Below are 18,927 nucleotides of genomic sequence, written 5' to 3' on the forward strand. Positions count from 1 at the left end.
AATGGCCCTCGCCACCAAATGCCCCCATTGCAACACGATATTTCGGGTCGCTGCTGACCAATTGAAGTTACGTGGGGGCATCGTGCGCTGTGGCACGTGCAGGGAAGTGTTTGACGGCAATGCCGCGCTGGTCGATCCGGCCGCGGCATCGCCGTTTTTAACCTCCCCTTCCGGCACTGCCGCCCCCCTGCCGACCAGTTACCCGGCCGACAACAGCCTGCCGTCCACCACGGACGACGAACCCATTTACTCCCTCGATTTCGACACCTCGTTCGACCCGTTCGGCATCTTGCCGGAAACGGCGCAGCTCAAGGACGATGCAGACGATGGCGAACACATCGAGCTGGACCTCGACGTCAGCCTGCCTGCCGATGTACCGGCCGACGCACCGCTCGAACTGCCTGCAGCAACTGCGCCAGAGGCGCCCGAATCACCGTTGCCCCAGCCGATGGCGCCCTTCAAGCGCCGCCAGGTCGATGACGCGCCCGCCTTCGCCACGTATTTGCGCGATAGCCGCCGCGAACCGAACCTGGAAACGGTGGCAGCCCCGGCAGCCCCAGCCGAAAAAGTCAGCCTGGACAAGCCTGCGCCCGCGCGCCGGGAACCCACGCTCGACGACCAGCCAGACACACCGCAGCCGGCCGCCCCCATCGCAGCGGATCCAGCCGACGATCAGGACGAGCCAGTCCTGCCGCCGGCCGACGATGAGCCGGCCTTCGTCACCCAGGGCCGGCGCCGCGAACAGAGCGGCAAGGCCTTGCGCGTGGCCATGGCAGCCGGCTCGGTAGTGCTGTTGCTTTTGTTATTCCTGCAAGTGATGACCACCTTCCGCAATCCGCTGGCGGCGCAGTTTCCACAGTGGAAGCCGACCCTGGTCGCGCTGTGCAAGCTCAGTAACTGCCAGGTCGACTTGCCGGCGCAGATCGAGGCGCTGGCCATCGAGCAAGGCGAGTTGCAGACCTTGAAGGAACAAACTTTCTCCTACGTCTCGCTGCTGCGCAACCAGAGCCGCAGCGTGCAAGCCTGGCCCAGCATCGAACTGATACTCAACGACGCCAACGACAAGCCGGTCTTGCGCCGCGTGATCGCTCCGCGTGACTACCTGCCAGCCACGGTCGACGTGAGCAAAGGGTTTGCGCCGCGTTCGGAACAAATCATCAAACTGTATTTTGCATTAGACCAGCTCACGGCGTCTGGCTACCATATCGCCATCTTTTACCCTTAAGAGACACTATCATGACCAAAACATCGCTGATCTGCGGCTCGCTTGCCACCGACACCATCATGCAATTCCCTGGCCGCTTCGGCGAATCCCTGCTGGCAGACCAGTTGCACAAGGTGAACGTCTCCTTCCTCGTGCCCACCATGCGCACGGAGTTCGGCGGTTGCTCGGGCAACATCGCCTACAGCCTGAAAATGCTGGGCGGCGACCCGCGCATCATCGGCGTCATGGGGCAAGATAGCGCCGCCTACCTGGAGCGCCTGCAAAAGCTGGGCATTTCCACCGCCAACATCCTGATCAAGGCCGGCAGCTATAACGCGCAGTGCTTCGTCACGGCCGATGCGGACAATAACCAGATCAATGCCTTCCACCCGGGCGCCATGTCGTTTGCGCATGAAAACCCGATCGCCAATGCTGGCCCGGCCAAGGTCGCCATCATTTCGCCGGACGGCGACCAGGGCATGCTCAAGCACGCCGCTGACCTGGCCGAGCTGGGCATCCCCTTCATGTTCGACCCGGGTCAACAGTTGCCACGTTTCAATGGCGAACAGTTGATCGATTTCATCAACAAAGCCACGTATGTGTCGGCCAACGACTATGAAATGGAAATGTTGATGGAGCGTACGGGCTTGACCCTGCCGGAAATCGCCAGCCGCCTGGAAGCGCTGATCGTCACGCGTGGCGAAAAAGGTTCGGAAATCTATACGGACGGCAAGCGCATCGACATTCCTGTCGTGGCCGCCAAGGAAGTGCTGGACCCGACCGGTTGCGGCGACGCCTACCGTGCCGGCTTGCTGTTCGGCATCACCAACGACCTGGGCTGGGAAACCAGCGGCCGCCTGGCCAGCCTGCTGGGCGCCATCAAGATCGCCACCCAGGGCGCGCAAAACCATGTGTTTACGCCCGAAAGCATTGCCGAACAGTTCGAAGCGGCGTTCGGCTACCGCTATTAATATGTAGTCCGGTCGGCTTGCGCCCAAGCGCCAGGCCGACCTTCTCGCTTTACCTCACCACAATAATCATCCCCACCAGCACTTGCGCGATCTGCAGCAAGATCAGCGCCACCAGCAGCGACAGGTCCAGGCTGCCCACCAGCGGCACCACCTTGCGTATCGGACGCAGCAGCGGCTCGTTCAGGGCCCGTACAAACGGCGCCAGCGGCGCATGCGGGTTGACCCAGCTGAAGATGGCTTCGATGATCAGCAAGGCCATGAAACCGTAGAGTATCCATTGCAGGAAGCGTTGCAGCGACTTGAGCAGCACGACCTCGACGGGATGGCCGGAAATAAACAGCACCGAACTGGCCAGCAGCACGATCAGGAAGGCGCCGATCAGGCTGGCCCAGTCATACCCGCCCACGCCCGGCACCACGCGGCGCAGGGGGCGCACCAGCCAGTCGGACAATTGAAACGTGAATTGCGCCACCGACGAGGGCGGCCGCACGCGCACCGCCTGCATCCAGAAGCGCAGCAGCAACACGCCGCCCAGCAAGGTGGCGATGGTATCAACGATCAATGTAAGGATAACGATCAGCACGACTAATTCTCCAAAAAAAAACCGCTGTGTGATTGAGTCACACAGCGGCGTGTTGCCTCATCCAGGCACCCGTATCGTTGGAATTACGATGGGCGGGTGCTGGTTGGGAATGGCCAGGCTGCAGCCGGTGCCAACACGGTTTTTGCTACAGGTGCGATAGGTGCCGATGGTTTGGCGACAGGAGCTGCCTTCTTCGGTGCGGCCTTTTTAGGCGCGGCCTTCTTGGCGGCTGGCTTGGCGGCCACGGCGGCTGGTGCCGCTGGAGCTGCTGCCGGCGCTGCTGCTGGTGCGGCTGCCACGACTGGCGCTACGGCTGGCTTGGCGGCAGGTTTCGCTGCTGCTTTCGCTGCCGGCTTCGCTGCTACCTTGGCGGCTGGCTTGGCTGCAGCTTTTGCTGCTGGCTTCGCTGCTACCTTGGCCGCTGGCTTGGCTGCTGGCTTCGCTGCAACCTTGGCGGCAGGTTTCGCTGCTGCTTTGGCTGCCGGCTTGGCTGCGACTTTCGCTGCTGGCTTGGCGGCAACTTTCGCTGCCGGCTTCGCTGCTACCTTGGCCGCTGGCTTGGCTGCTGCTTTTGCTGCCGGCTTCGCTGCTACCTTGGCCGCTGGCTTGGCTGCCGCTTTTGCTGCTGGCTTCGCTGCTACCTTGGCCGCTGGCTTGGCTGCTGCTTTTGCTGCTGGCTTAGCTGCTGCTTTGGCGGCCGGCTTCGCTGCTGCCTTGGCGACGACTTTTTTCGCTGCTGGCTTGGCTGCCGCTTTGGCGGCCGGTTTCGCTGCTGCCTTGGCTGCAGGTTTCGCTGCGGCTTTTTTCACTGCTGGCTTGGCTGCTGCCTTGGCCGCTGGTTTGGCTGCAGCTTTTGCTGCTGGCTTCGCTGCTGCCTTGGCGACGACTTTTTTCGCTGCTGGCTTGGCTGCTGCCTTGGCGGCCGGTTTCGCTGCTGCCTTGGCTGCAGGTTTCGCTGCGGCTTTTTTCACTGCAGGCTTGGCTGCTGCCTTGGCGACAGGTTTGGCTGCGGCTTTTGCTGCTGGCTTCGCGGCCGGTTTGGCTACGGCTTTTTTCGCTACTGGCTTGGCTGCTGCCTTGGCTGCAGGTTTCGCTGCGGCTTTCGCTGCCGGCTTGGCTGCCGGTTTTGCTGCTGCCTTGGCCGCTGGTTTTGCTGCGGCTTTCGCTACTGGCTTGGCAGCCGCTTTTGCTGCAGGCTTGGCTGCGGCTTTGGCGACTGGTTTGGCGGCTGGTTTTGCTGCGGCTTTGGCAGCTGGTTTAGCGGCAACCGTCTTCGCTGCGGCTGCCGGCTTCTTCGCGGCAGGAGCAGCCTTGGCGGCTGGTTTCTTTACTTCTGATTTCTTAGCGGCTGTTGCCATTTGTCTCTCCTTCATCTGAGATGAGAAATTTAAGCTACAAGATTTAAACCCGTCCGACCCACCACAGGGATAGGCCAGGCGAATTATTCATCGGCACAAACGGTCGTTTGCGCTAATGAATTCGGCACCAGCTGAACTGCTGCAACTCCTCACGTTTGCAGCACTTCAGCCATCGTCGGTGCCACCCTGCTTTATCTCGCAGCCGGTGGCAAAGTCTGAATTCGGTCATTCGTTTTCGATGCCGTGCGTTTTTTCGCTCCTCGCATCGCGCTCGCCACAACACCCATGCGTCAAATAAAAAACCGCCATGCCTGAAAAAATTCGGGCACGGCGGCAGACGAAAACGGTGTGGTTTTGTGCATATCCGTGTAAATCTGTATCCCTGTTTTGCGAGGTTTTTTCGCTACCGCGCTGGTTAAAAAACCCCGCATTCTAACGCTCGCATTTGCAATCTCATAAAGTACACGAAAACCTTGTCAATGCGCAACCGGCACGACACGTTTTCGCCCGCTTTTTTGCACGATACGCGTGCTATCGCACAATCGCGCGGCAAATGCCGCCGCCAGCGTCTCCGGAAATGATTTTTGGGCTGCGCGATACGGCCATTCGCGGCATGCGAAAATCCTGGCGCAAGCCTCGTCGCATGGCGGGATGATGCACGCATTTTTCCGCCGCCATGCACGCGAAAAAAAAGCGCCGTCACGATGACGGCGCTTTTGGGCGTTGACTGAAAAAGGCTTATTCCCAGTTCAGCGCACCACCGGTTTGGTACTCGGTCACGCGCGTCTCGAAGAAGTTGCGTTCCTTCTTCATGTCGATCATCTCGCTCATCCACGGGAATGGGTTTTCTTCCTGCGCGAACAGCGGCTCGATGCCGATCTGTTGCGCGCGGCGGTTGGCGATGAAGCGCAAGTAGCCCTTGAACATCGGCGCATTCAGACCCAGCACGCCGCGCGGCATGGTGTCTTCCGCGTAGGCGTATTCCAGTTCCACGGCCTTCATGAACAGGTCCTTGATCTCTTCGCGGAAGGCGGCCGTCCACAGCTGCGGGTTTTCCATCTTGATCGTGTTGATCAAATCGATGCCAAAGTTGCAGTGCATCGATTCGTCGCGCAGGATGTACTGGTACTGCTCGGCAGCGCCCATCATCTTGTTCTGGCGGCCCAGCGCCAGGATCTGCGTAAAGCCGACATAGAAGAACAGGCCTTCCATCAGGCAGGCAAACACGATCAGCGATTTCAACAGCTTCTGGTCGTTTTCCACCGTGCCGGTGACAAACGCAGGGTCGGTCAGCGTGTTGATGAACGGAATCAGGAATTCATCCTTGTCGCGGATCGACTTGACTTCGTTGTAGGCGTTGAAGATTTCGCCTTCGTCCAGGCCCAGCGATTCCACGATGTACTGGTAGGCGTGCGTATGGATCGCTTCCTCGAACGCCTGGCGCAGCAGGTACTGGCGGCACTCGGACGCCGTGATGTGGCGTCGTAGGGGTGCTGCCCGGCGCGATGTTGTTGGCGGTCGACGGGTCGGCCGTGACGAAGTAACCCAGGTTGCGCTTGACCCGGCGGAGGTGTAACCAGTTAAAATATTCGAGACCAAATTTTTCATATTTAAACTGGCAAAAAAAGGAAAAGCGGCCGTAGGCCGCTTTTCCTTTTTAGCTAGGTGAAGAACGCCAGTGAGCACATACTGTTTCAAACCTACCGAAACGAACACGTGTATATGAGTTCACATGAACCGATTTACATCGAAAAAAACTTTTCATTTTTGTTGCCTCTATCAAGTGATAGAGCCCAAAAACATACTTGATTCCTTGCGTTCTCACCTTTGGGAGATTAAAATCCCAGAGGCTAGCCATTAGCAACGTAGTTCATCAAGAGAAAACAAGGGCTCCAAGTTAGTTTTCTTTTGCCTAAACGTCCATTGAGCGGGAACTCTCTGGGCGTTTTTCCTTTTCCTCTCACAAAAGTTGCTGAGCGGACAGTCACTACCTCACCTCTCTGCACGGTGAAATTCTTTAGTCGTTGACTGCTCGTCAAAAACATTTGATAAGCAGTCAACGTACATCTTCGGGGTTTATTCCCAGTTCAGCGCACCACCGGTCTGGTACTCGGTCACGCGCGTCTCGAAGAAGTTGCGTTCCTTCTTCATGTCGATCATCTCGCTCATCCACGGGAACGGGTTTTCTTCCTGCGCGAACAGCGGCTCGATGCCGATCTGCTGCGCGCGGCGGTTGGCGATGAAGCGCAAGTAGCCCTTGAACATCGGCGCATTCAGACCCAGCACGCCGCGCGGCATGGTGTCTTCCGCGTAGGCGTATTCCAGTTCCACGGCCTTCATGAACAGGTCCTTGATCTCTTCGCGGAAGGCGGCCGTCCACAACTGCGGGTTTTCCATCTTGATCGTGTTGATCAAGTCGATGCCGAAGTTGCAGTGCATCGATTCGTCGCGCAGGATGTACTGGTACTGCTCGGCGGCGCCCATCATCTTGTTCTGGCGGCCCAGCGCCAGGATCTGCGTAAAGCCGACGTAGAAGAACAGGCCTTCCATCAGGCAGGCAAACACGATCAGCGATTTCAACAGCTTCTGGTCGTTTTCCACCGTGCCGGTGACAAACGCAGGGTCGGTCAGCGTGTTGATGAACGGAATCAGGAATTCATCCTTGTCGCGGATCGACTTGACTTCGTTGTAGGCGTTGAAGATTTCGCCTTCGTCCAGGCCCAGCGATTCCACGATGTACTGGTAGGCGTGCGTATGGATCGCTTCCTCGAACGCCTGGCGCAGCAGGTACTGGCGGCACTCGGGCGCCGTGATGTGGCGATATGTGCCCAGCACGATGTTGTTGGCGGCCAGCGAGTCGGCCGTCACGAAGAAGCCCAGGTTGCGTTTGACCAGGCGGCGCTCGTCGTCCGTCAGGCCATTCGGGTTTTTCCACAGCTCAATATCGCGCTGCATGTTGACTTCCTGCGGCATCCAGTGGTTGGCGCAGCCGGCCAGGTATTTGTCCCACGCCCATTTATACTTGAACGGCACCAGCTGGTTGACGTCCGTCTTGCCGTTGATGATGCGCTTGTCGTCGGCATTCACGCGGCGCGCCACTTGCTCGGCGTTCGCTTCGGACGGCTCGGCACCTGCCGGCAGGTTCAATTCGGTATTTCCCAGTGGCGCTTGCTGCGCCGGACGCGGCACAGCTGCCGACGTGGTTTCATCATCCCATGACAACGACATATTCTTCTTCCTTTCCATGCCGGCGAGCCGGCGATCCGCAACAGGCCCGTTGAATCGGACAATACGGACATTAACAACATTGAATCAGCCCAGCAGCGCTGGGCTGACAACTAAAATATTACTGACAGGCTTCGCATTCCTCAAAGCCATCATCACCCGGACGCAGGTAGCAAGCTTCGCCATCGGCGTCGTCCGCTGCCGCTGCCACTACCGGCGCCACGGCCACTGCTGCTGCCGCCACGACCGCCGCCTGGGCGCTCTGCGCGCTGGCCGACATGCCGCCATCGACTGCCACGGCGTTCAGGGCGCCCGTCTTGGAGGTCGATTTCTCCATATGGGTAGCGGCGATGGTACGCAGGTAGTAGGTGGTTTTCAGGCCGCGCAGCCATGCCAGCTTGTAGGTCTCGTCCAGTTTCTTGCCCGATGCGCCAGCCATGTAGATGTTCAGCGACTGGGCCTGGTCGATCCACTTCTGGCGACGCGAAGCCGCTTCCACCAGCCAGCTTGGCGACACTTCAAAGGCGGTCGCGTAGATTTCGCGCAGGTCTTGCGGGATACGGTCGATCTTCACCAGCGAGCCGTCGAAGTACTTCAGGTCGGAGATCATGACTTCATCCCACAGGTCGCGTGCCTTCAGGTCGCGCACCAGGTAGCCGTTGATCTCGGTGAATTCGCCCGACAGGTTCGATTTCACGTACAGGTTCTGGAACGTCGGCTCGATACAGGCCGATACGCCGATGATGTTCGAAATCGTCGCCGTCGGGGCGATCGCCACGCAGTTCGAGTTGCGCATGCCGAACTTGGCGATGCGTTCGCGCACCGGAGTCCAGTCCATGGCCGACGAGGAATCGACTTCCAGGTAGCCGCCACGCTCTTCGGCCAGCAGTTTGACCGAGTCCTGTGGCAGGATGCCACGGTCCCACAGCGAACCGGCATACGATTCATAGCGGCCGCGCTCTTCGGCCAGTTCCGTCGACGCCAGGTAGGCGTAGTAGCACACGGCTTCCATCGAGGTGTCGGCAAACGACACGGCGGCGTCCGAGGCGAACGGGATGCGCATCATGTGCAGGCAGTCCTGGAAGCCCATCACGCCCATGCCGACCGGACGGTGGCGCATGTTCGAATTGCGCGCCTTGTCGACGGCGTAGTAATTGATGTCGATGACGTTGTCGAGCATGCGCATGGCGGTGCGGATGGTCTTGGCCAGCTTGACGTGATCGAGCTTGCCTTCCTTCATGTGCGCCGGCATGTTCACGGAACCGAGGTTGCAGACGGCGATTTCATCAGGGCCCGTGTTCAGCGTGATTTCCGTGCACAGGTTCGAGCTGTGGACGACGCCGACGTGCGACTGCGGGCTGCGGATGTTGCAAGGATCCTTGAACGTGATCCATGGGTGGCCCGTTTCAAACAGCATCGACAGCATCTTGCGCCACAGGTCCAGCGCGGCGATCTTCTTGAACGAACGTATTTCGCCGGCGGCGGCCTTGGCTTCGTAGCCCAGGTAGGCCTTTTCAAAGGCCTTGCCGACCAGGTCGTGCAAGTCCGGCGTTTCGGATGGCGAGAACAGGGTCCACTCGCCTTTTTCCATGACGCGCTTCATGAACATGTCGGGAATCCAGTTCGCCGTGTTCATGTCGTGCGTGCGGCGGCGGTCGTCGCCCGTGTTCTTGCGCAGGTCGAGGAATTCCTCGATGTCCATGTGCCAGGTTTCCAGGTAGGCGCAGACGGCGCCCTTGCGCTTGCCGCCCTGGTTGACTGCCACGGCCGTGTCGTTCACCACTTTCAGGAACGGCACCACGCCTTGCGACTTGCCGTTGGTGCCCTTGATGTGGGCGCCCAGGGCGCGCACTGGCGTCCAGTCGTTGCCCAGGCCGCCGGCGTACTTGGCCAGCAAGGCGTTGTCCTTGATGGCGTCGTAGATGCCTTCCAGGTCATCCGAGACGGTGCTCAGGTAGCACGACGACAGCTGCGAGCGCAGGGTGCCCGAGTTGAACAGGGTCGGCGTCGAGCTCATGAAGTCGAACGAGGACAGCAGCTTGTAGAACTCGATGGCGCGCGCTTCGCGGTCCGCCTCGTTCAGCGACAGGCCCATGGCCACGCGCATGTAGAACGCTTGCGGCATTTCGATGCGCACGTCATGGATGTGCAGGAAGTAGCGGTCATACAGGGTTTGCAGGCCGATGTAGCCAAATTGCAAGTCGCGGTCGGCCACGATGGCTTTCGCCAGGCGCTCCAGGTCGAAACTGGCGAGTACCGGGTTCAGCAGGTCGTTGGCGATGCCCTTGGCGATGTATTGCGGGAAATACGTCAGGTATTCGGCGGCAGCGGCCGCTTGCGGCACTTCCTTGCCGAACACTTCCTTGCGCACCGTGTGCAGCAGGATGCGGGCCGTGACCTGGCTGTAGGCCGGGTCTTTTTCCATCAGCGCGCGCGCCGCCAGGATGGCCGACTTGTGCAGCTCTTCGACGGGCACGCCGTCATACAGGTTCTTCACGGTTTCAGCCAGGATGGCGTCGGCATCGACGTGCTTTTCCAGGCCGGCGCAGGCGGCGTTGATCAGGTCGCGCACTTCCTGCATGTCCAGCAGGCGGCGCACGCCGTTGTCGGTGACATTTAATTGTGGTGCGGAAACTTGCGCGGAAGCGCCTTGCGCTTCCTTCTGCAGACGGCGCTCTTCCATGTGCTTGGCGCGGTACAGCACGTAGGCACGCGCCACGTCGTGCTCACCCGAACGCATCAGCGACAGTTCCACCTGGTCTTGCACGTCTTCGATATGGAAGGTGCCGCCGCCCGGATGGCGACGCACCAGCGCGGCGACAACGCCGTCGGTCAGCTGTTCCACCAGTTCGCGGATGCGTGCCGAGGCTGCGCCCTGGCCGCCGTTAACGGCCAAAAACGCCTTGGTCATGGCGATGGCGATCTTCGAAGGCTCAAATGCCACCACCGCACCGTTGCGGCGGATGATGCGATAGTCGCCCAATGCCGCGCCCGTGCTCGCTACGCTGTTGGCCGCGCCTGGCGCTGGCGATACTGGCGTTGGATGGATGGAAATATCTTGTGGTGATTGCATTGAAGCTCCCGTTGTCAGCTAAAGTCAGCCTGCAGTTTTGCTGCCGCGTGTGTTGTTGAATAGAACGCCCGATGGTCAGGGTTTCTTCAGGTATTTGTTGCTAAATAATGAATTTATAATGCATAAAACAGTGTCAGTATCCATATCGCCACACCGCACTGCCCGGCTGGCGCGAAACACGATCAAGGGTGATAAACCGCCAGTTCCAGTGCTTTATCAGCAATCCGGGTAGCTTTGACAATAATTCTGAAAACGTCTGTGATGGCACTACATATAGTCTTTACATCCAACTTCCACACTAATTGTAGTGCCCATCGAAGGGCGATGCAATAGTTTTCCGGCATCCGTCAGCGTAATTTTTTGTATTTTCATATACGATTTCGGTTGACTTTTCAGGGCATGGATGGAAAGCCCAATCCCCGCGAAGTAAGCGCTAACGCAGCTTGCCCGCGCAGGGTTTCCTGCCAGCATACTTGATAAAAATGCCAGTCAAAAAACGGCCCCGGATCCGTCTTCCTCCCCGGCGCAATATGCTCGTGGCCGCGTACCTGGGACAGCCCGTAGCGCGTCACCAGCGCCGCCGTCAGCGCCGCTAGGACATGGTATTGCCGCCGCTGGAAGGGCACATCGTCCGCGCCTTCCATTTCGATACCGATGGAATAGCCATTGCACTGCGGGCGTCCTTCGAAGGTGGACACGCCCGCATGCCAGGCACGTTGATCAGTAGAAACATATTGCAACAGCGCACCATCGCGCCGCACAAAAAAGTGCGCCGACACCTGCAAGCCACGCAGGTCGGCGAAAGAAGGATCGGCATTATAATCTACCCGGCCGGTAAACAAGTCCGACACATGCGGTCCGCCAAAGTGGCCGCCCGGCAAGCTGATATTATGGATCACCAGCAAATCGACTTGCGCACCGTCAGGGCGCGCATCCTGGTATGGCGAGTCATAGCGCAGCGCGCCGTCGCACCAGCCGTCTTCATCTATCGTCCATGCGCTCATCAAGTAAGGCTTCCTGTATCGTCAATTTCTGCATGCGGTAACGCAACTGGCGCACGCTGAGGCCCAGCTGGCGCGCCGCCCCCGCGCGGTGGTAGCGCGCCTGCACCAGCGCCAGCATGATCATGTCGCGCTCGGCCTGGCGCAAGTACACGTCCAGCGGCAGGACGTGGGCCACGCCATGCGGCGCCATGCCGGGCAGGCACAGTTGCCGCTCCGGCACGGCCGGCAGTGGCGGCGCCGCCCGCAACGGCATGGCGCCCGCAGCGGACGGCAAGGCCAGCCCGTCGGGCGCGATCACGCCGCCGTCGGCAAAGGCCAGCGCCCGCTCCAGCACGTTTTCCAGTTCGCGCACATTGCCGGGAAACGCATACGCGGCCAGGGCCGCCAGCACCGGCGGCGCCAGGCTCACGGCCCGGCCTGGCGACAGGCGCGCGAGGATCACCTCACATAATACCTGCAGATCGCCGCGCCGCTCGCGCAGCGGCGGCAGCGCCAGCTCGATCACATTAAGGCGGTAAAACAGGTCCTGGCGAAACGTGCCGGCCGCCACGCCGCGCGCCAGGCCATGCTGGCTGGCGCACAGGATGCGCACGTCGATGGCCTCGTCAGTACTGCCGCCCAGCTTGCGCACGCGGCGCTCCTGCAGCACGCGCAACAGCTTCACCTGCATGGCCAGCGGCAGATCATCGACTTCGTCGAGCAGCAAACTGCCGCCGTGTGCCGCCTGGAACAAGCCCTGGCGCTCGTGCAGCGCGCCCGTATAGGCGCCCGGGCGGCAGCCGAAGAATTCCGCTTCCATCAGCGCTTCGGGAATGGCGCCGCAATTGACGGCGATAAACGGGAAGCTGGCGCGCGCGCCTTGTGCATGGATGGCGCGCGCCGCCAGTTCCTTGCCGGTGCCCGATTCGCCGCGGATGGCCACCGGCGCGCCACAGCGGGCGATGCGGCCGATCTGCGCGCGCAGCGCCTGCATGGGCAGCGAGTTGCCGCTCAGTTGCGGCGCCGGCGGCATGCCGGCGGAGTTCACTGTATGCGGGCTGAGGCTGTGGCTGGACATGGGACGCGCCTTTCTGCAATGGCGGTGGCGAACCGCCTGCTGCAGATGCTACGCCGGACGGATGCCGGGGGACGTTACGATACGGATGAGCAACGTGCGCGGGCCTGCCCTTACAGCGTGGCGTGCGCGTGGCTGCAGTAGTCGTGGCCCTTGGCCTGCACGTTTTCCGAGGCCGGGTAGTACACGCCGCAGTGGGCGCAGCACAGCATCAGCTCGGCATCCGGCAATTCCTGCGGCCGCACCGGCGGCGCATACGGGTTCGGCCGCTGCTGCTGTTGCGCGCGGGCCCGTTGCTGCATGCCACGGATTTTGCTGCGGATAGCAAACAGCACCAGGAACACCAGTGCCAGCCAGAATAAAACACGTGTCATGCGTATCCTCGGTGTAAAACCACTTCCAGTACAAAACGGCTGCCGACATAGGCCAGCAGCAAGGTGGCGAAACCGGCCAGGGTAAAACTCAGGGCCGTCTTGCCGCGCCAGCCACGAAAGCGGCGGCCTGCCAGCAGGGCGGCAAACAATAGCCACGACAGCATGGTAAACACGGATTTGTGGTCCCAGTTGAGCGCCTTGCCAAATAATTGCTCGGAAAACACGATGCCCGACAGCACGGTCAGGCTGAGCAGGATGAAGCCCAGGCCGATCATGCGGAACAGCAGCTTTTCCATCGTCAGCAGGGCTGGCAGCTGGTCCAGCGCCGTGCCGATGAAGCCGCGGCTTTCGCTGCGCGTATGCAGGCGCGATTCCTGCAGCGCCATCAGCACGGCGTGAAAGGCGGCAATCGTCAAGGTGCTGTAGGCGAGCACGGCCACCGCGATATGCCAGCCGAAGACGGCCGACTTGCCTTCCATGCTGACCTGGCTGCCAGGAAAGGCCCAGGCCAGGCCGATGGCGATGACGGCGCTGGGCATGACCATGCGGCGCAGTCCGTCCAGGCTGAAATTGCGGTTCTCTATCCAGTAGGCCCCCACCGAGACCCACAGCGCGGCCGACAGCATGGCGGAAAAGCCAAAGCGCAAGGTGCCCGGCGCCATCAGGTCGAACCACAGGGTGGCGGCGTGGGCCAGCCAGGCGACGCCGGTCAGGCCGGCAATGAGCCGGGCACGCGATGAGGGAAGCACCGCGCACACCGCGTACAACAGGGCGGCGATGAAAAAGAAATAGATCTGCATAGTTTAAGTTTACACCATAGCCGACAAGCGCGATTCAGGCGACAGCCCGGGTGACAGGCACGACGCCGCCATCCAATGCCGCAAGCCTGCCATGATATCGCGCCTGAGGCGCAACGGGGTGGCGCACCCTCAAGATTTCGGCAATCTTTCTTGCGACGCACGGTCGCCGCGCCGCAGGCACGTTGCCATCCTGATTAGCCAGTCCTATAATTATGTCCACGTAGCAATATTATCCACCCTGACGCCACCGCCCCCCTCGCCATGTCTTTTCGAAAATTTTCCTGGACCTGTCTCCTGCTGGCCGCCTGCACGGTCTTAAGCGGCTGCATGAAAGATACGCCTTCCCAATCCACGTACGAGGAGTACTTCCGTACGTCGATCCAAAGCTATGACCTGTACAAGCAGTACTTCGACATCGCGAAGCTGGAAAAGCTCAATGGCTGGAAAGAGAACGAACAGTACGAAATCAAGGGCTCGGCCATCCTGCGCGCCAAGGTGGGCTACCTGGAATTGCTGGCCGACGTGGCCGACAAGCTCGAAGCAGAGGCGAAGACGGACAGCTCCGTGGGCATGACCATGGGCCTGGGCCTGATGGCGCGCGGCATGGGTGGCGAGAACAAGGTTTTCCGCGACTTCTGGACGCAACAGCAGGAAAAGAAGGCGATTCCCGCGCCGCTGCTGGCCCGCCAGGCAGCGATGACGGCCGAGCGTTTCGAGAACCTGCTGCAATGGTCGGACCAGATCGTGCAAGACAATTACGGCGCCATCATCAACCGCCAGCTCAAGAAAGGCGATGAGCTGACCCGCATCTACACGCTGAGTTTCCGGCAGACGGAGAAGGGCTTGATGGGTTTTAACGCCCGCTAAGGCCGCCCCGCCACAAACTCCGCACCAGCACTGGCGCGGAGGTTTTTTTCATGGTTTCCTGATTTACTTCACATTCAGGCTCTTTTTCGCCTGCTCCAGCAAGTCCGTCTTGACCCAGTCCTTGGCCACGGGCGGTTTCGTCATACGGCCCACGCCCGTTTTCACCATCACGTCCGTGGTCACCTGGATATGCTCTGGCGTGATGTCATACGAATACGGCGAATTGCTGATCGCGTCGTCGAAGTCATCCTTCGTGATCTGGCCGCGGAACACGACTTCGCGCACATACTTTTCCGCCGTCGCCTTGTTGTCGATAAAGGCCTTGGTGGCTTCGACGAAGCAGCGCATGAATTTTTCCGCGACGGGACGGCGTTCCTTGTAGAACTTTTCCGTCATCACCATGGTCCGCACGGGTTCGCCGATCGGCGTGTCGTACGGTTTGATGACTTCGGTGCCGAAGCCCTTGTTGATGGCTTGCGACGATTGCGGTTCCGACTGCATCATGGCGTCGATATTCTTGCCCATCAGCGCCTGGTTCAAGTCGGCGTAGGCCAGGAACACCAGCTGCACATCCTTGCCCTTGGTTTCGGAATACGTCAGGCCCGCCTGCGACAGCTCAGCCAGCAGCAGCACTTCCTGGATGCCGCCGCGCGTCACGCCCACGCGCTTGCCCTTGAGTTCCTTGACGCTGGCAATCTTTTGCCCGGCGCCCGCCACCAGGCGCGCACCGCCCTTGGCAAAGCCGGCCACCACGTAGATGGGCGCACCGCCGGCGCGGCCGGAAATGGCCGCTTCGGACGCCGTTGCTCCCACGTCCAGCTCGCCCGCGATAATCGCCTGCATCACGTCGAGGCCCTTGGCGAAGATATGCTCTTCGACCTTGATGCCGCACTTGGGCGCGATTTCCTTGATGTACGACACGGCGCCGTAATGGGCGAATTTCAAGTTGCCCAAGCGTACGACTTCCTGCGCCTGTGCCTGGACGGCGCCCATGCCGAAGGCCAGCATGAGGGCGGCGGCGATACCGGTCTTCAAGATTGATTTTTGCTGCATCGGGTTCTCCTGTGGTGATTGGTGTGTGCCCGCAAGGGCAAAACTACGCGAAACACAGCTTTTTTTATTATGGGGAGATAGTACCGCGTGTTAGAGCCAGGGCAACATTTTTTTGCCGGCAGCCACGCTGCCGGCATTGTTACAACAGCCGGCTTACTGCCCGGCCAGCGCCACGACAGGATCGAGTCCCGACGCCTTGCGCGCCGGCATGAAGCCAAACACCAGCCCCGTCACCACGGCGCAGGCAAACGCGCCGGCGATGGCGCTCAGTGAAAAGATCACCGGCACGTCCCATACCAGCAGCAAGCCGGCCACCGTCACACCGACCACGATGCCGGCCACGCCGCCCACCACCGACACCAGCACGGCTTCGGTGAGGAACTGGCGCAGGATGTCGCGCCGGCGTGCGCCCGTCGCCATGCGGATGCCGATTTCGCGCGTGCGCTCGCGCACCGTCATCAGCATCACGTTCATGACGCCGATGCCCCCCACCACCAGGGAGACTGCGGCGATCAGGCTGAGCATCATGGTCATGTTGTCCTGCGTCTTGGCTTCGGCGGCGATCGACGCGGCCGCGTTGCTGATGCCATAGTCACGGATGCGGTGGCGCTCGAACATGGTGGCGTCGACCGCCGCCTCCACCTCGGTCACGCGCTTGACGTCGGCCACCGCCATCACCGTGTACGTCGGCTCGCGCTGGCCGAAGACGCGGATGCCGGCCGTGGAAAACGGCAGCAGCAGCACGTCGTCTTCATCCTTCTCGCCCGTCAGCGCGCCCTTCGCGCTCATCACGCCGATCACCTGGAACGGCACATTGCCGATCAGGATGCTCTGCCCCACAGGGTTGGCCACGTCGGGCATCAGCTTTTCCGCCAGGTGCGCGCCCAGCACGGCCACGGTGGCCATCTCGCGCTCGTCCTCCTCCGTAAAGAAGCCGCCCTTGGCCACAGGCCAGGTCTGGATCTGAGGCAGGGCCGGCCCCGTGCCCCGCACATAGGTCTGCACATCGAGATTACCGTGGCGTATCACCTTGTTGCCGGTGACATTCGGCAGCACGTGGGTGATGCCCGGCACGTCCTTGAGGGCATCAAGGTCGGCCAGGGTGATGCTGCGCCCGGGGATGCGCGAGCTTTCGCCGCGCGACGCCATGTACAGCAAGTTCGAGCCGAACGCGCCCAGCTGCGCCATCACCTGCTGGCGCGTGCCCAGGCCGATGGCCAGCATGACGATCACGGAGGCGACGCCGATGACGATGCCCAGCAAGGTCAAGCCCGTGCGGAAACGGTTGATCCACAGCACGCGCCAGGCGGCACGCGCCGCGTCGAGCAATTCCGTGCCCAGCGACGCCCCCGTGTCATGCGCGGCGCGCGACATGTCCAGCGGTGGCAGGGCCGTCGACGTGGCGGGGATGGCGATGGCGCCCGAGTCTGCGATGATTTCGCCATCGCTGATCTCGATCACGCGGCGCGCCTGGGCCGCCACCTTGCGGTCATGCGTAATGAGGATGATGGTGTGGCCCGCGTCGGCCAGTTCGCCCAGGAGCGCCATGACTTCGGCGCCGCTGCTGCTGTCCAGGGCTCCCGTCGGTTCATCGGCGAGGATGATGCGCCCGCCATTCATCAGGGCGCGGGCGATCGACACGCGCTGCTGCTGCCCGCCCGACAATTGATTCGGCCGGTGGTCGAGCCGCTCGCCCAGGCCCAGGCGCTTGAGCAGCGCTTCCGAGCGGGCGTGGCGGGCGGCGGCCGGCATGCCCGCGTACAGGGCCGGCACTTCCACGTTTTCGCGCGCCGATTCGGTGGCGATCAGGTGATAACCCTGGAAGACGAAGCCGAACGCTTCGCGCCGCAGCCACGCCAGTTCATCGGGATTCAGGCTGGCCACGTCCTGGCCGGCGAAGCGATAGGTGCCGTCGCTGGGACGGTCAAGGCACCCGAGCAGATGCATCAGGGTCGATTTACCGGAACCGGACGCCCCCACGATGGCGACGAATTCGCCGGCGCCAATCGACAAGGTCAGGCCGCGCAGCACTTCCACGGCCGGCGCGCCATCATGACCGCCGTAGCGCTTGCGAATGCCCTGCAGTTCAATCAGAGGCGGCTGGTCCGGCTGCCCGGCTTGCCCCAGCGACGCGGCCTCGCTCATGGCACTCATAACTGGAACCTGCTGGCGCCGCTGCTGGCCGGCTGCTCGCCCGTGACCAGCAATTCACCTTCGCGCAAGCCTTGCAGCACTTCCGCGCTGAGGCGGTTGCGCACGCCCACGGTGACGGCGCGCGTATCGACCTTGCCGTCCGCATCCATCACGCGGGCTGTGAACTGCCCCGGCTTGGCGCCTTCCTCGGTCGATGGCTTCAGCGCCGGCAAGGGCACGGCCAGCACATTGTTTGCCGCGGCCGTGACAAACACCACTTGCGCCGTCATCTGCGGCATCAGTTCGCCATCGGCGTTATCCACGTCGAACAGTACTGTATACAGGATCACCTTGCTGGTCGACGGCGCCAGGGCCGTGCCGGCGGCGGAACCACCGGGCACCGGCGGGGCCGGCAGCACTTGCCGCACCTTGCCGCTCCAGCGCCGCTGGTCGCCGCCCAGGGTGGTGAAGTACACGGGCATGTCCGGGCGCACGCGGCGCACGTCCGCTTCCGACACTTCCGTCCACACCGTCATGGCCGACAGATCGGCGATGCGCAGGATGTTCGGCGTCTGGTACGTGGCGTTCAGGGTTTGCCCTTCTTTCGCGTCCAGGCCCACAACCTTGCCGGCCATCGGCGCGTAGATGCGCGTATAGCCGAGGCGCGCCTCGTCCGCCTTCAGGCTGGCCTGGGTCTGGGCTATCTGCGCCTTCAGGTGGTCGATCTTGGCGCCGGCCGAGGCCAGGGTGGCTTCGGCCGTTTCCAGGTCAGCCAAAGGCGTCGAGTCAAACTTGGCCATCTGCTTCTGGCGCACGTGCTGCTGGCCCGCCAAGCGGTGCTGCGCCTGCTGGTCGGCCAGTTGCGCGCGCAGGCCCGCCAGCGCGGCGCGGCCTGCGTCGACCGTGGCTTGCTGCACGCTGGGGTCGATCTCGGCCAGCAACTGGCCTTTTTCCACGGCGCTGCCAGGCTGCACGTGCAGGCGCGTGATCTGGCCCGACACCTGCGCGCCCACGTCGACATAGGTTTGCGGCTGCAGGGTGCCGATGGCCGTCACGCTGGCCTCGATGTTGCCGCGCTTGACGGGCGCCGTGTCGAACACGGTGCTCGGGCCGCGCGTGGCCCACAGGGCACCGGCGCCAAACAGCGCCAGCAAGACCACGCCGCCGAGGATGCGGGCGCGGCGGGAAGGCAGGCGGGCCGCCATCAGGAAGCCGCCTTGGATGAAGT

Annotated in this window: 15 protein-coding genes and 1 pseudogene; 5 read left to right on the top strand and 11 right to left on the bottom strand. The window is 61.7% G+C overall.

From position 1 onward, the window contains the following. Position 1 precedes the first annotated feature (1 nt). Positions 2-1,225 (top strand): DUF3426 domain-containing protein, encoded by a 1,224-nt coding sequence (locus ACQ4WY_RS10735; RefSeq protein WP_436503965.1) that lies wholly within the window; start codon positions 2-4, stop codon positions 1,223-1,225. 11 nt (positions 1,226-1,236) lie between these two features. Further along, positions 1,237-2,175, top strand: coding sequence for a carbohydrate kinase family protein (locus ACQ4WY_RS10740; RefSeq protein ID WP_436503966.1), 939 nt, complete (start codon positions 1,237-1,239; stop codon positions 2,173-2,175). Between the two features lie 49 nt (positions 2,176-2,224). Here the strand turns inward: ACQ4WY_RS10740 and ACQ4WY_RS10745 are convergent, their stop codons facing one another. Beyond that, a complete protein-coding gene (locus ACQ4WY_RS10745) occupies positions 2,225-2,758 on the bottom strand; it encodes a YggT family protein (RefSeq protein ID WP_353660007.1) in 534 nt (177 codons plus the stop codon). Positions 2,759-3,011: 253 nt separating this feature from the next. Here ACQ4WY_RS10745 and ACQ4WY_RS10750 point away from each other — a divergent pair, with 253 nt between their 5' ends. Beyond that, positions 3,012-3,440, top strand: coding sequence for a hypothetical protein (locus ACQ4WY_RS10750; RefSeq protein ID WP_436503967.1), 429 nt, complete (start codon positions 3,012-3,014; stop codon positions 3,438-3,440). Further along, complete coding sequence (locus ACQ4WY_RS10755; protein WP_436503969.1) at positions 3,413-4,135, top strand: hypothetical protein; 723 nt, start codon at positions 3,413-3,415, stop codon at positions 4,133-4,135. The genes ACQ4WY_RS10750 and ACQ4WY_RS10755 overlap by 28 nt, the downstream gene beginning before the upstream one ends. Before the next feature lie 719 nt (positions 4,136-4,854). On the opposite strand, the pseudogene ACQ4WY_RS10760 reads toward ACQ4WY_RS10755, so the two are convergent. The 7 genes and pseudogenes from ACQ4WY_RS10760 to ACQ4WY_RS10790 form a co-directional block, all read right to left on the bottom strand. After that, positions 4,855-5,683 (bottom strand): annotated as a pseudogene (locus ACQ4WY_RS10760) (ribonucleotide-diphosphate reductase subunit beta); the annotation flags it as partial. A gap of 509 nt (positions 5,684-6,192) precedes the next feature. Beyond that, a complete protein-coding gene (locus ACQ4WY_RS10765) occupies positions 6,193-7,344 on the bottom strand; it encodes a ribonucleotide-diphosphate reductase subunit beta (RefSeq protein WP_034780261.1) in 1,152 nt (383 codons plus the stop codon). A 118-nt stretch (positions 7,345-7,462) separates the two neighbouring features. Continuing rightward, positions 7,463-10,414 (bottom strand): ribonucleoside-diphosphate reductase subunit alpha, encoded by a 2,952-nt coding sequence (locus tag ACQ4WY_RS10770; protein ID WP_436503970.1) that lies wholly within the window; start codon positions 10,412-10,414, stop codon positions 7,463-7,465. 392 nt (positions 10,415-10,806) lie between these two features. Then, on the bottom strand, positions 10,807-11,418 hold the full coding sequence (ampD, locus tag ACQ4WY_RS10775) for a 1,6-anhydro-N-acetylmuramyl-L-alanine amidase AmpD (RefSeq protein WP_436503971.1): 612 nt from the start codon (positions 11,416-11,418) through the stop codon (positions 10,807-10,809). Next, complete coding sequence (locus ACQ4WY_RS10780) at positions 11,396-12,475, bottom strand: sigma 54-interacting transcriptional regulator (protein ID WP_436503972.1); 1,080 nt, start codon at positions 12,473-12,475, stop codon at positions 11,396-11,398. Before ACQ4WY_RS10780 ends, ampD begins: the two co-directional genes overlap by 23 nt. Before the next feature lie 110 nt (positions 12,476-12,585). Further along, positions 12,586-12,846: a PP0621 family protein gene (locus ACQ4WY_RS10785; RefSeq protein ID WP_353660001.1), complete on the bottom strand. Its 261-nt coding sequence runs from the start codon at positions 12,844-12,846 to the stop codon at positions 12,586-12,588. After that, the gene (locus ACQ4WY_RS10790) at positions 12,843-13,646 is read right to left on the bottom strand and encodes a cytochrome C assembly family protein (RefSeq protein ID WP_436503974.1); all 804 of its coding nucleotides are present in this window, start codon (positions 13,644-13,646) and stop codon (positions 12,843-12,845) included. The genes ACQ4WY_RS10785 and ACQ4WY_RS10790 overlap by 4 nt, the downstream gene beginning before the upstream one ends. A 327-nt stretch (positions 13,647-13,973) precedes the next feature. Between ACQ4WY_RS10790 and ACQ4WY_RS10795 the strand changes: the two genes are divergently transcribed. Continuing rightward, positions 13,974-14,513, top strand: coding sequence for a hypothetical protein (locus tag ACQ4WY_RS10795; protein WP_436503975.1), 540 nt, complete (start codon positions 13,974-13,976; stop codon positions 14,511-14,513). A 63-nt stretch (positions 14,514-14,576) separates the two neighbouring features. Here ACQ4WY_RS10795 and ACQ4WY_RS10800 read toward each other — a convergent pair whose 3' ends face one another. From ACQ4WY_RS10800 to ACQ4WY_RS10810, 3 genes are all read right to left on the bottom strand, one after another. Next, the gene (locus tag ACQ4WY_RS10800; protein WP_436504434.1) at positions 14,577-15,521 is read right to left on the bottom strand and encodes an ABC transporter substrate-binding protein; all 945 of its coding nucleotides are present in this window, start codon (positions 15,519-15,521) and stop codon (positions 14,577-14,579) included. 198 nt (positions 15,522-15,719) lie between these two features. Then, the gene (locus ACQ4WY_RS10805) at positions 15,720-17,711 is read right to left on the bottom strand and encodes a MacB family efflux pump subunit (protein ID WP_436503977.1); all 1,992 of its coding nucleotides are present in this window, start codon (positions 17,709-17,711) and stop codon (positions 15,720-15,722) included. A 5-nt stretch (positions 17,712-17,716) separates the two neighbouring features. Further along, entirely contained in the window at positions 17,717-18,904 is a 1,188-nt protein-coding gene (locus ACQ4WY_RS10810; RefSeq protein ID WP_436503978.1) for an efflux RND transporter periplasmic adaptor subunit, read from the bottom strand. Between the last annotated feature and the right edge of the window lie 23 nt (positions 18,905-18,927).

This window comes from Janthinobacterium salmonicoloratum, from assembly GCF_051380845.1.
GTDB lineage: Bacteria > Pseudomonadota > Gammaproteobacteria > Burkholderiales > Burkholderiaceae_D > Janthinobacterium > Janthinobacterium lividum_F.

Excerpts from the sequence above, each read along its gene's own strand:
- ACQ4WY_RS10735 (WP_436503965.1), top strand. The coding sequence starts at position 2 with ATGGCCCTCGCCACCAAATGCCCCCATTGCAACACGATATTTCGGGTC.
- ACQ4WY_RS10740 (WP_436503966.1), top strand. The coding sequence starts at position 1,237 with ATGACCAAAACATCGCTGATCTGCGGCTCGCTTGCCACCGACACCATC.
- ACQ4WY_RS10765 (WP_034780261.1), bottom strand. The coding sequence starts at position 7,344 with ATGTCGTTGTCATGGGATGATGAAACCACGTCGGCAGCTGTGCCGCGT.
- ACQ4WY_RS10770 (WP_436503970.1), bottom strand. The coding sequence starts at position 10,414 with ATGCAATCACCACAAGATATTTCCATCCATCCAACGCCAGTATCGCCA.
- ampD (WP_436503971.1), bottom strand. The coding sequence starts at position 11,418 with ATGAGCGCATGGACGATAGATGAAGACGGCTGGTGCGACGGCGCGCTG.
- ACQ4WY_RS10780 (WP_436503972.1), bottom strand. The coding sequence starts at position 12,475 with ATGTCCAGCCACAGCCTCAGCCCGCATACAGTGAACTCCGCCGGCATG.
- ACQ4WY_RS10785 (WP_353660001.1), bottom strand. The coding sequence starts at position 12,846 with ATGACACGTGTTTTATTCTGGCTGGCACTGGTGTTCCTGGTGCTGTTT.
- ACQ4WY_RS10790 (WP_436503974.1), bottom strand. The coding sequence starts at position 13,646 with ATGCAGATCTATTTCTTTTTCATCGCCGCCCTGTTGTACGCGGTGTGC.
- ACQ4WY_RS10795 (WP_436503975.1), top strand. The coding sequence starts at position 13,974 with ATGAAAGATACGCCTTCCCAATCCACGTACGAGGAGTACTTCCGTACG.
- ACQ4WY_RS10800 (WP_436504434.1), bottom strand. The coding sequence starts at position 15,521 with ATGCTGGCCTTCGGCATGGGCGCCGTCCAGGCACAGGCGCAGGAAGTC.
- ACQ4WY_RS10805 (WP_436503977.1), bottom strand. The coding sequence starts at position 17,711 with ATGAGCGAGGCCGCGTCGCTGGGGCAAGCCGGGCAGCCGGACCAGCCG.
- ACQ4WY_RS10810 (WP_436503978.1), bottom strand. The coding sequence starts at position 18,904 with ATGGCGGCCCGCCTGCCTTCCCGCCGCGCCCGCATCCTCGGCGGCGTG.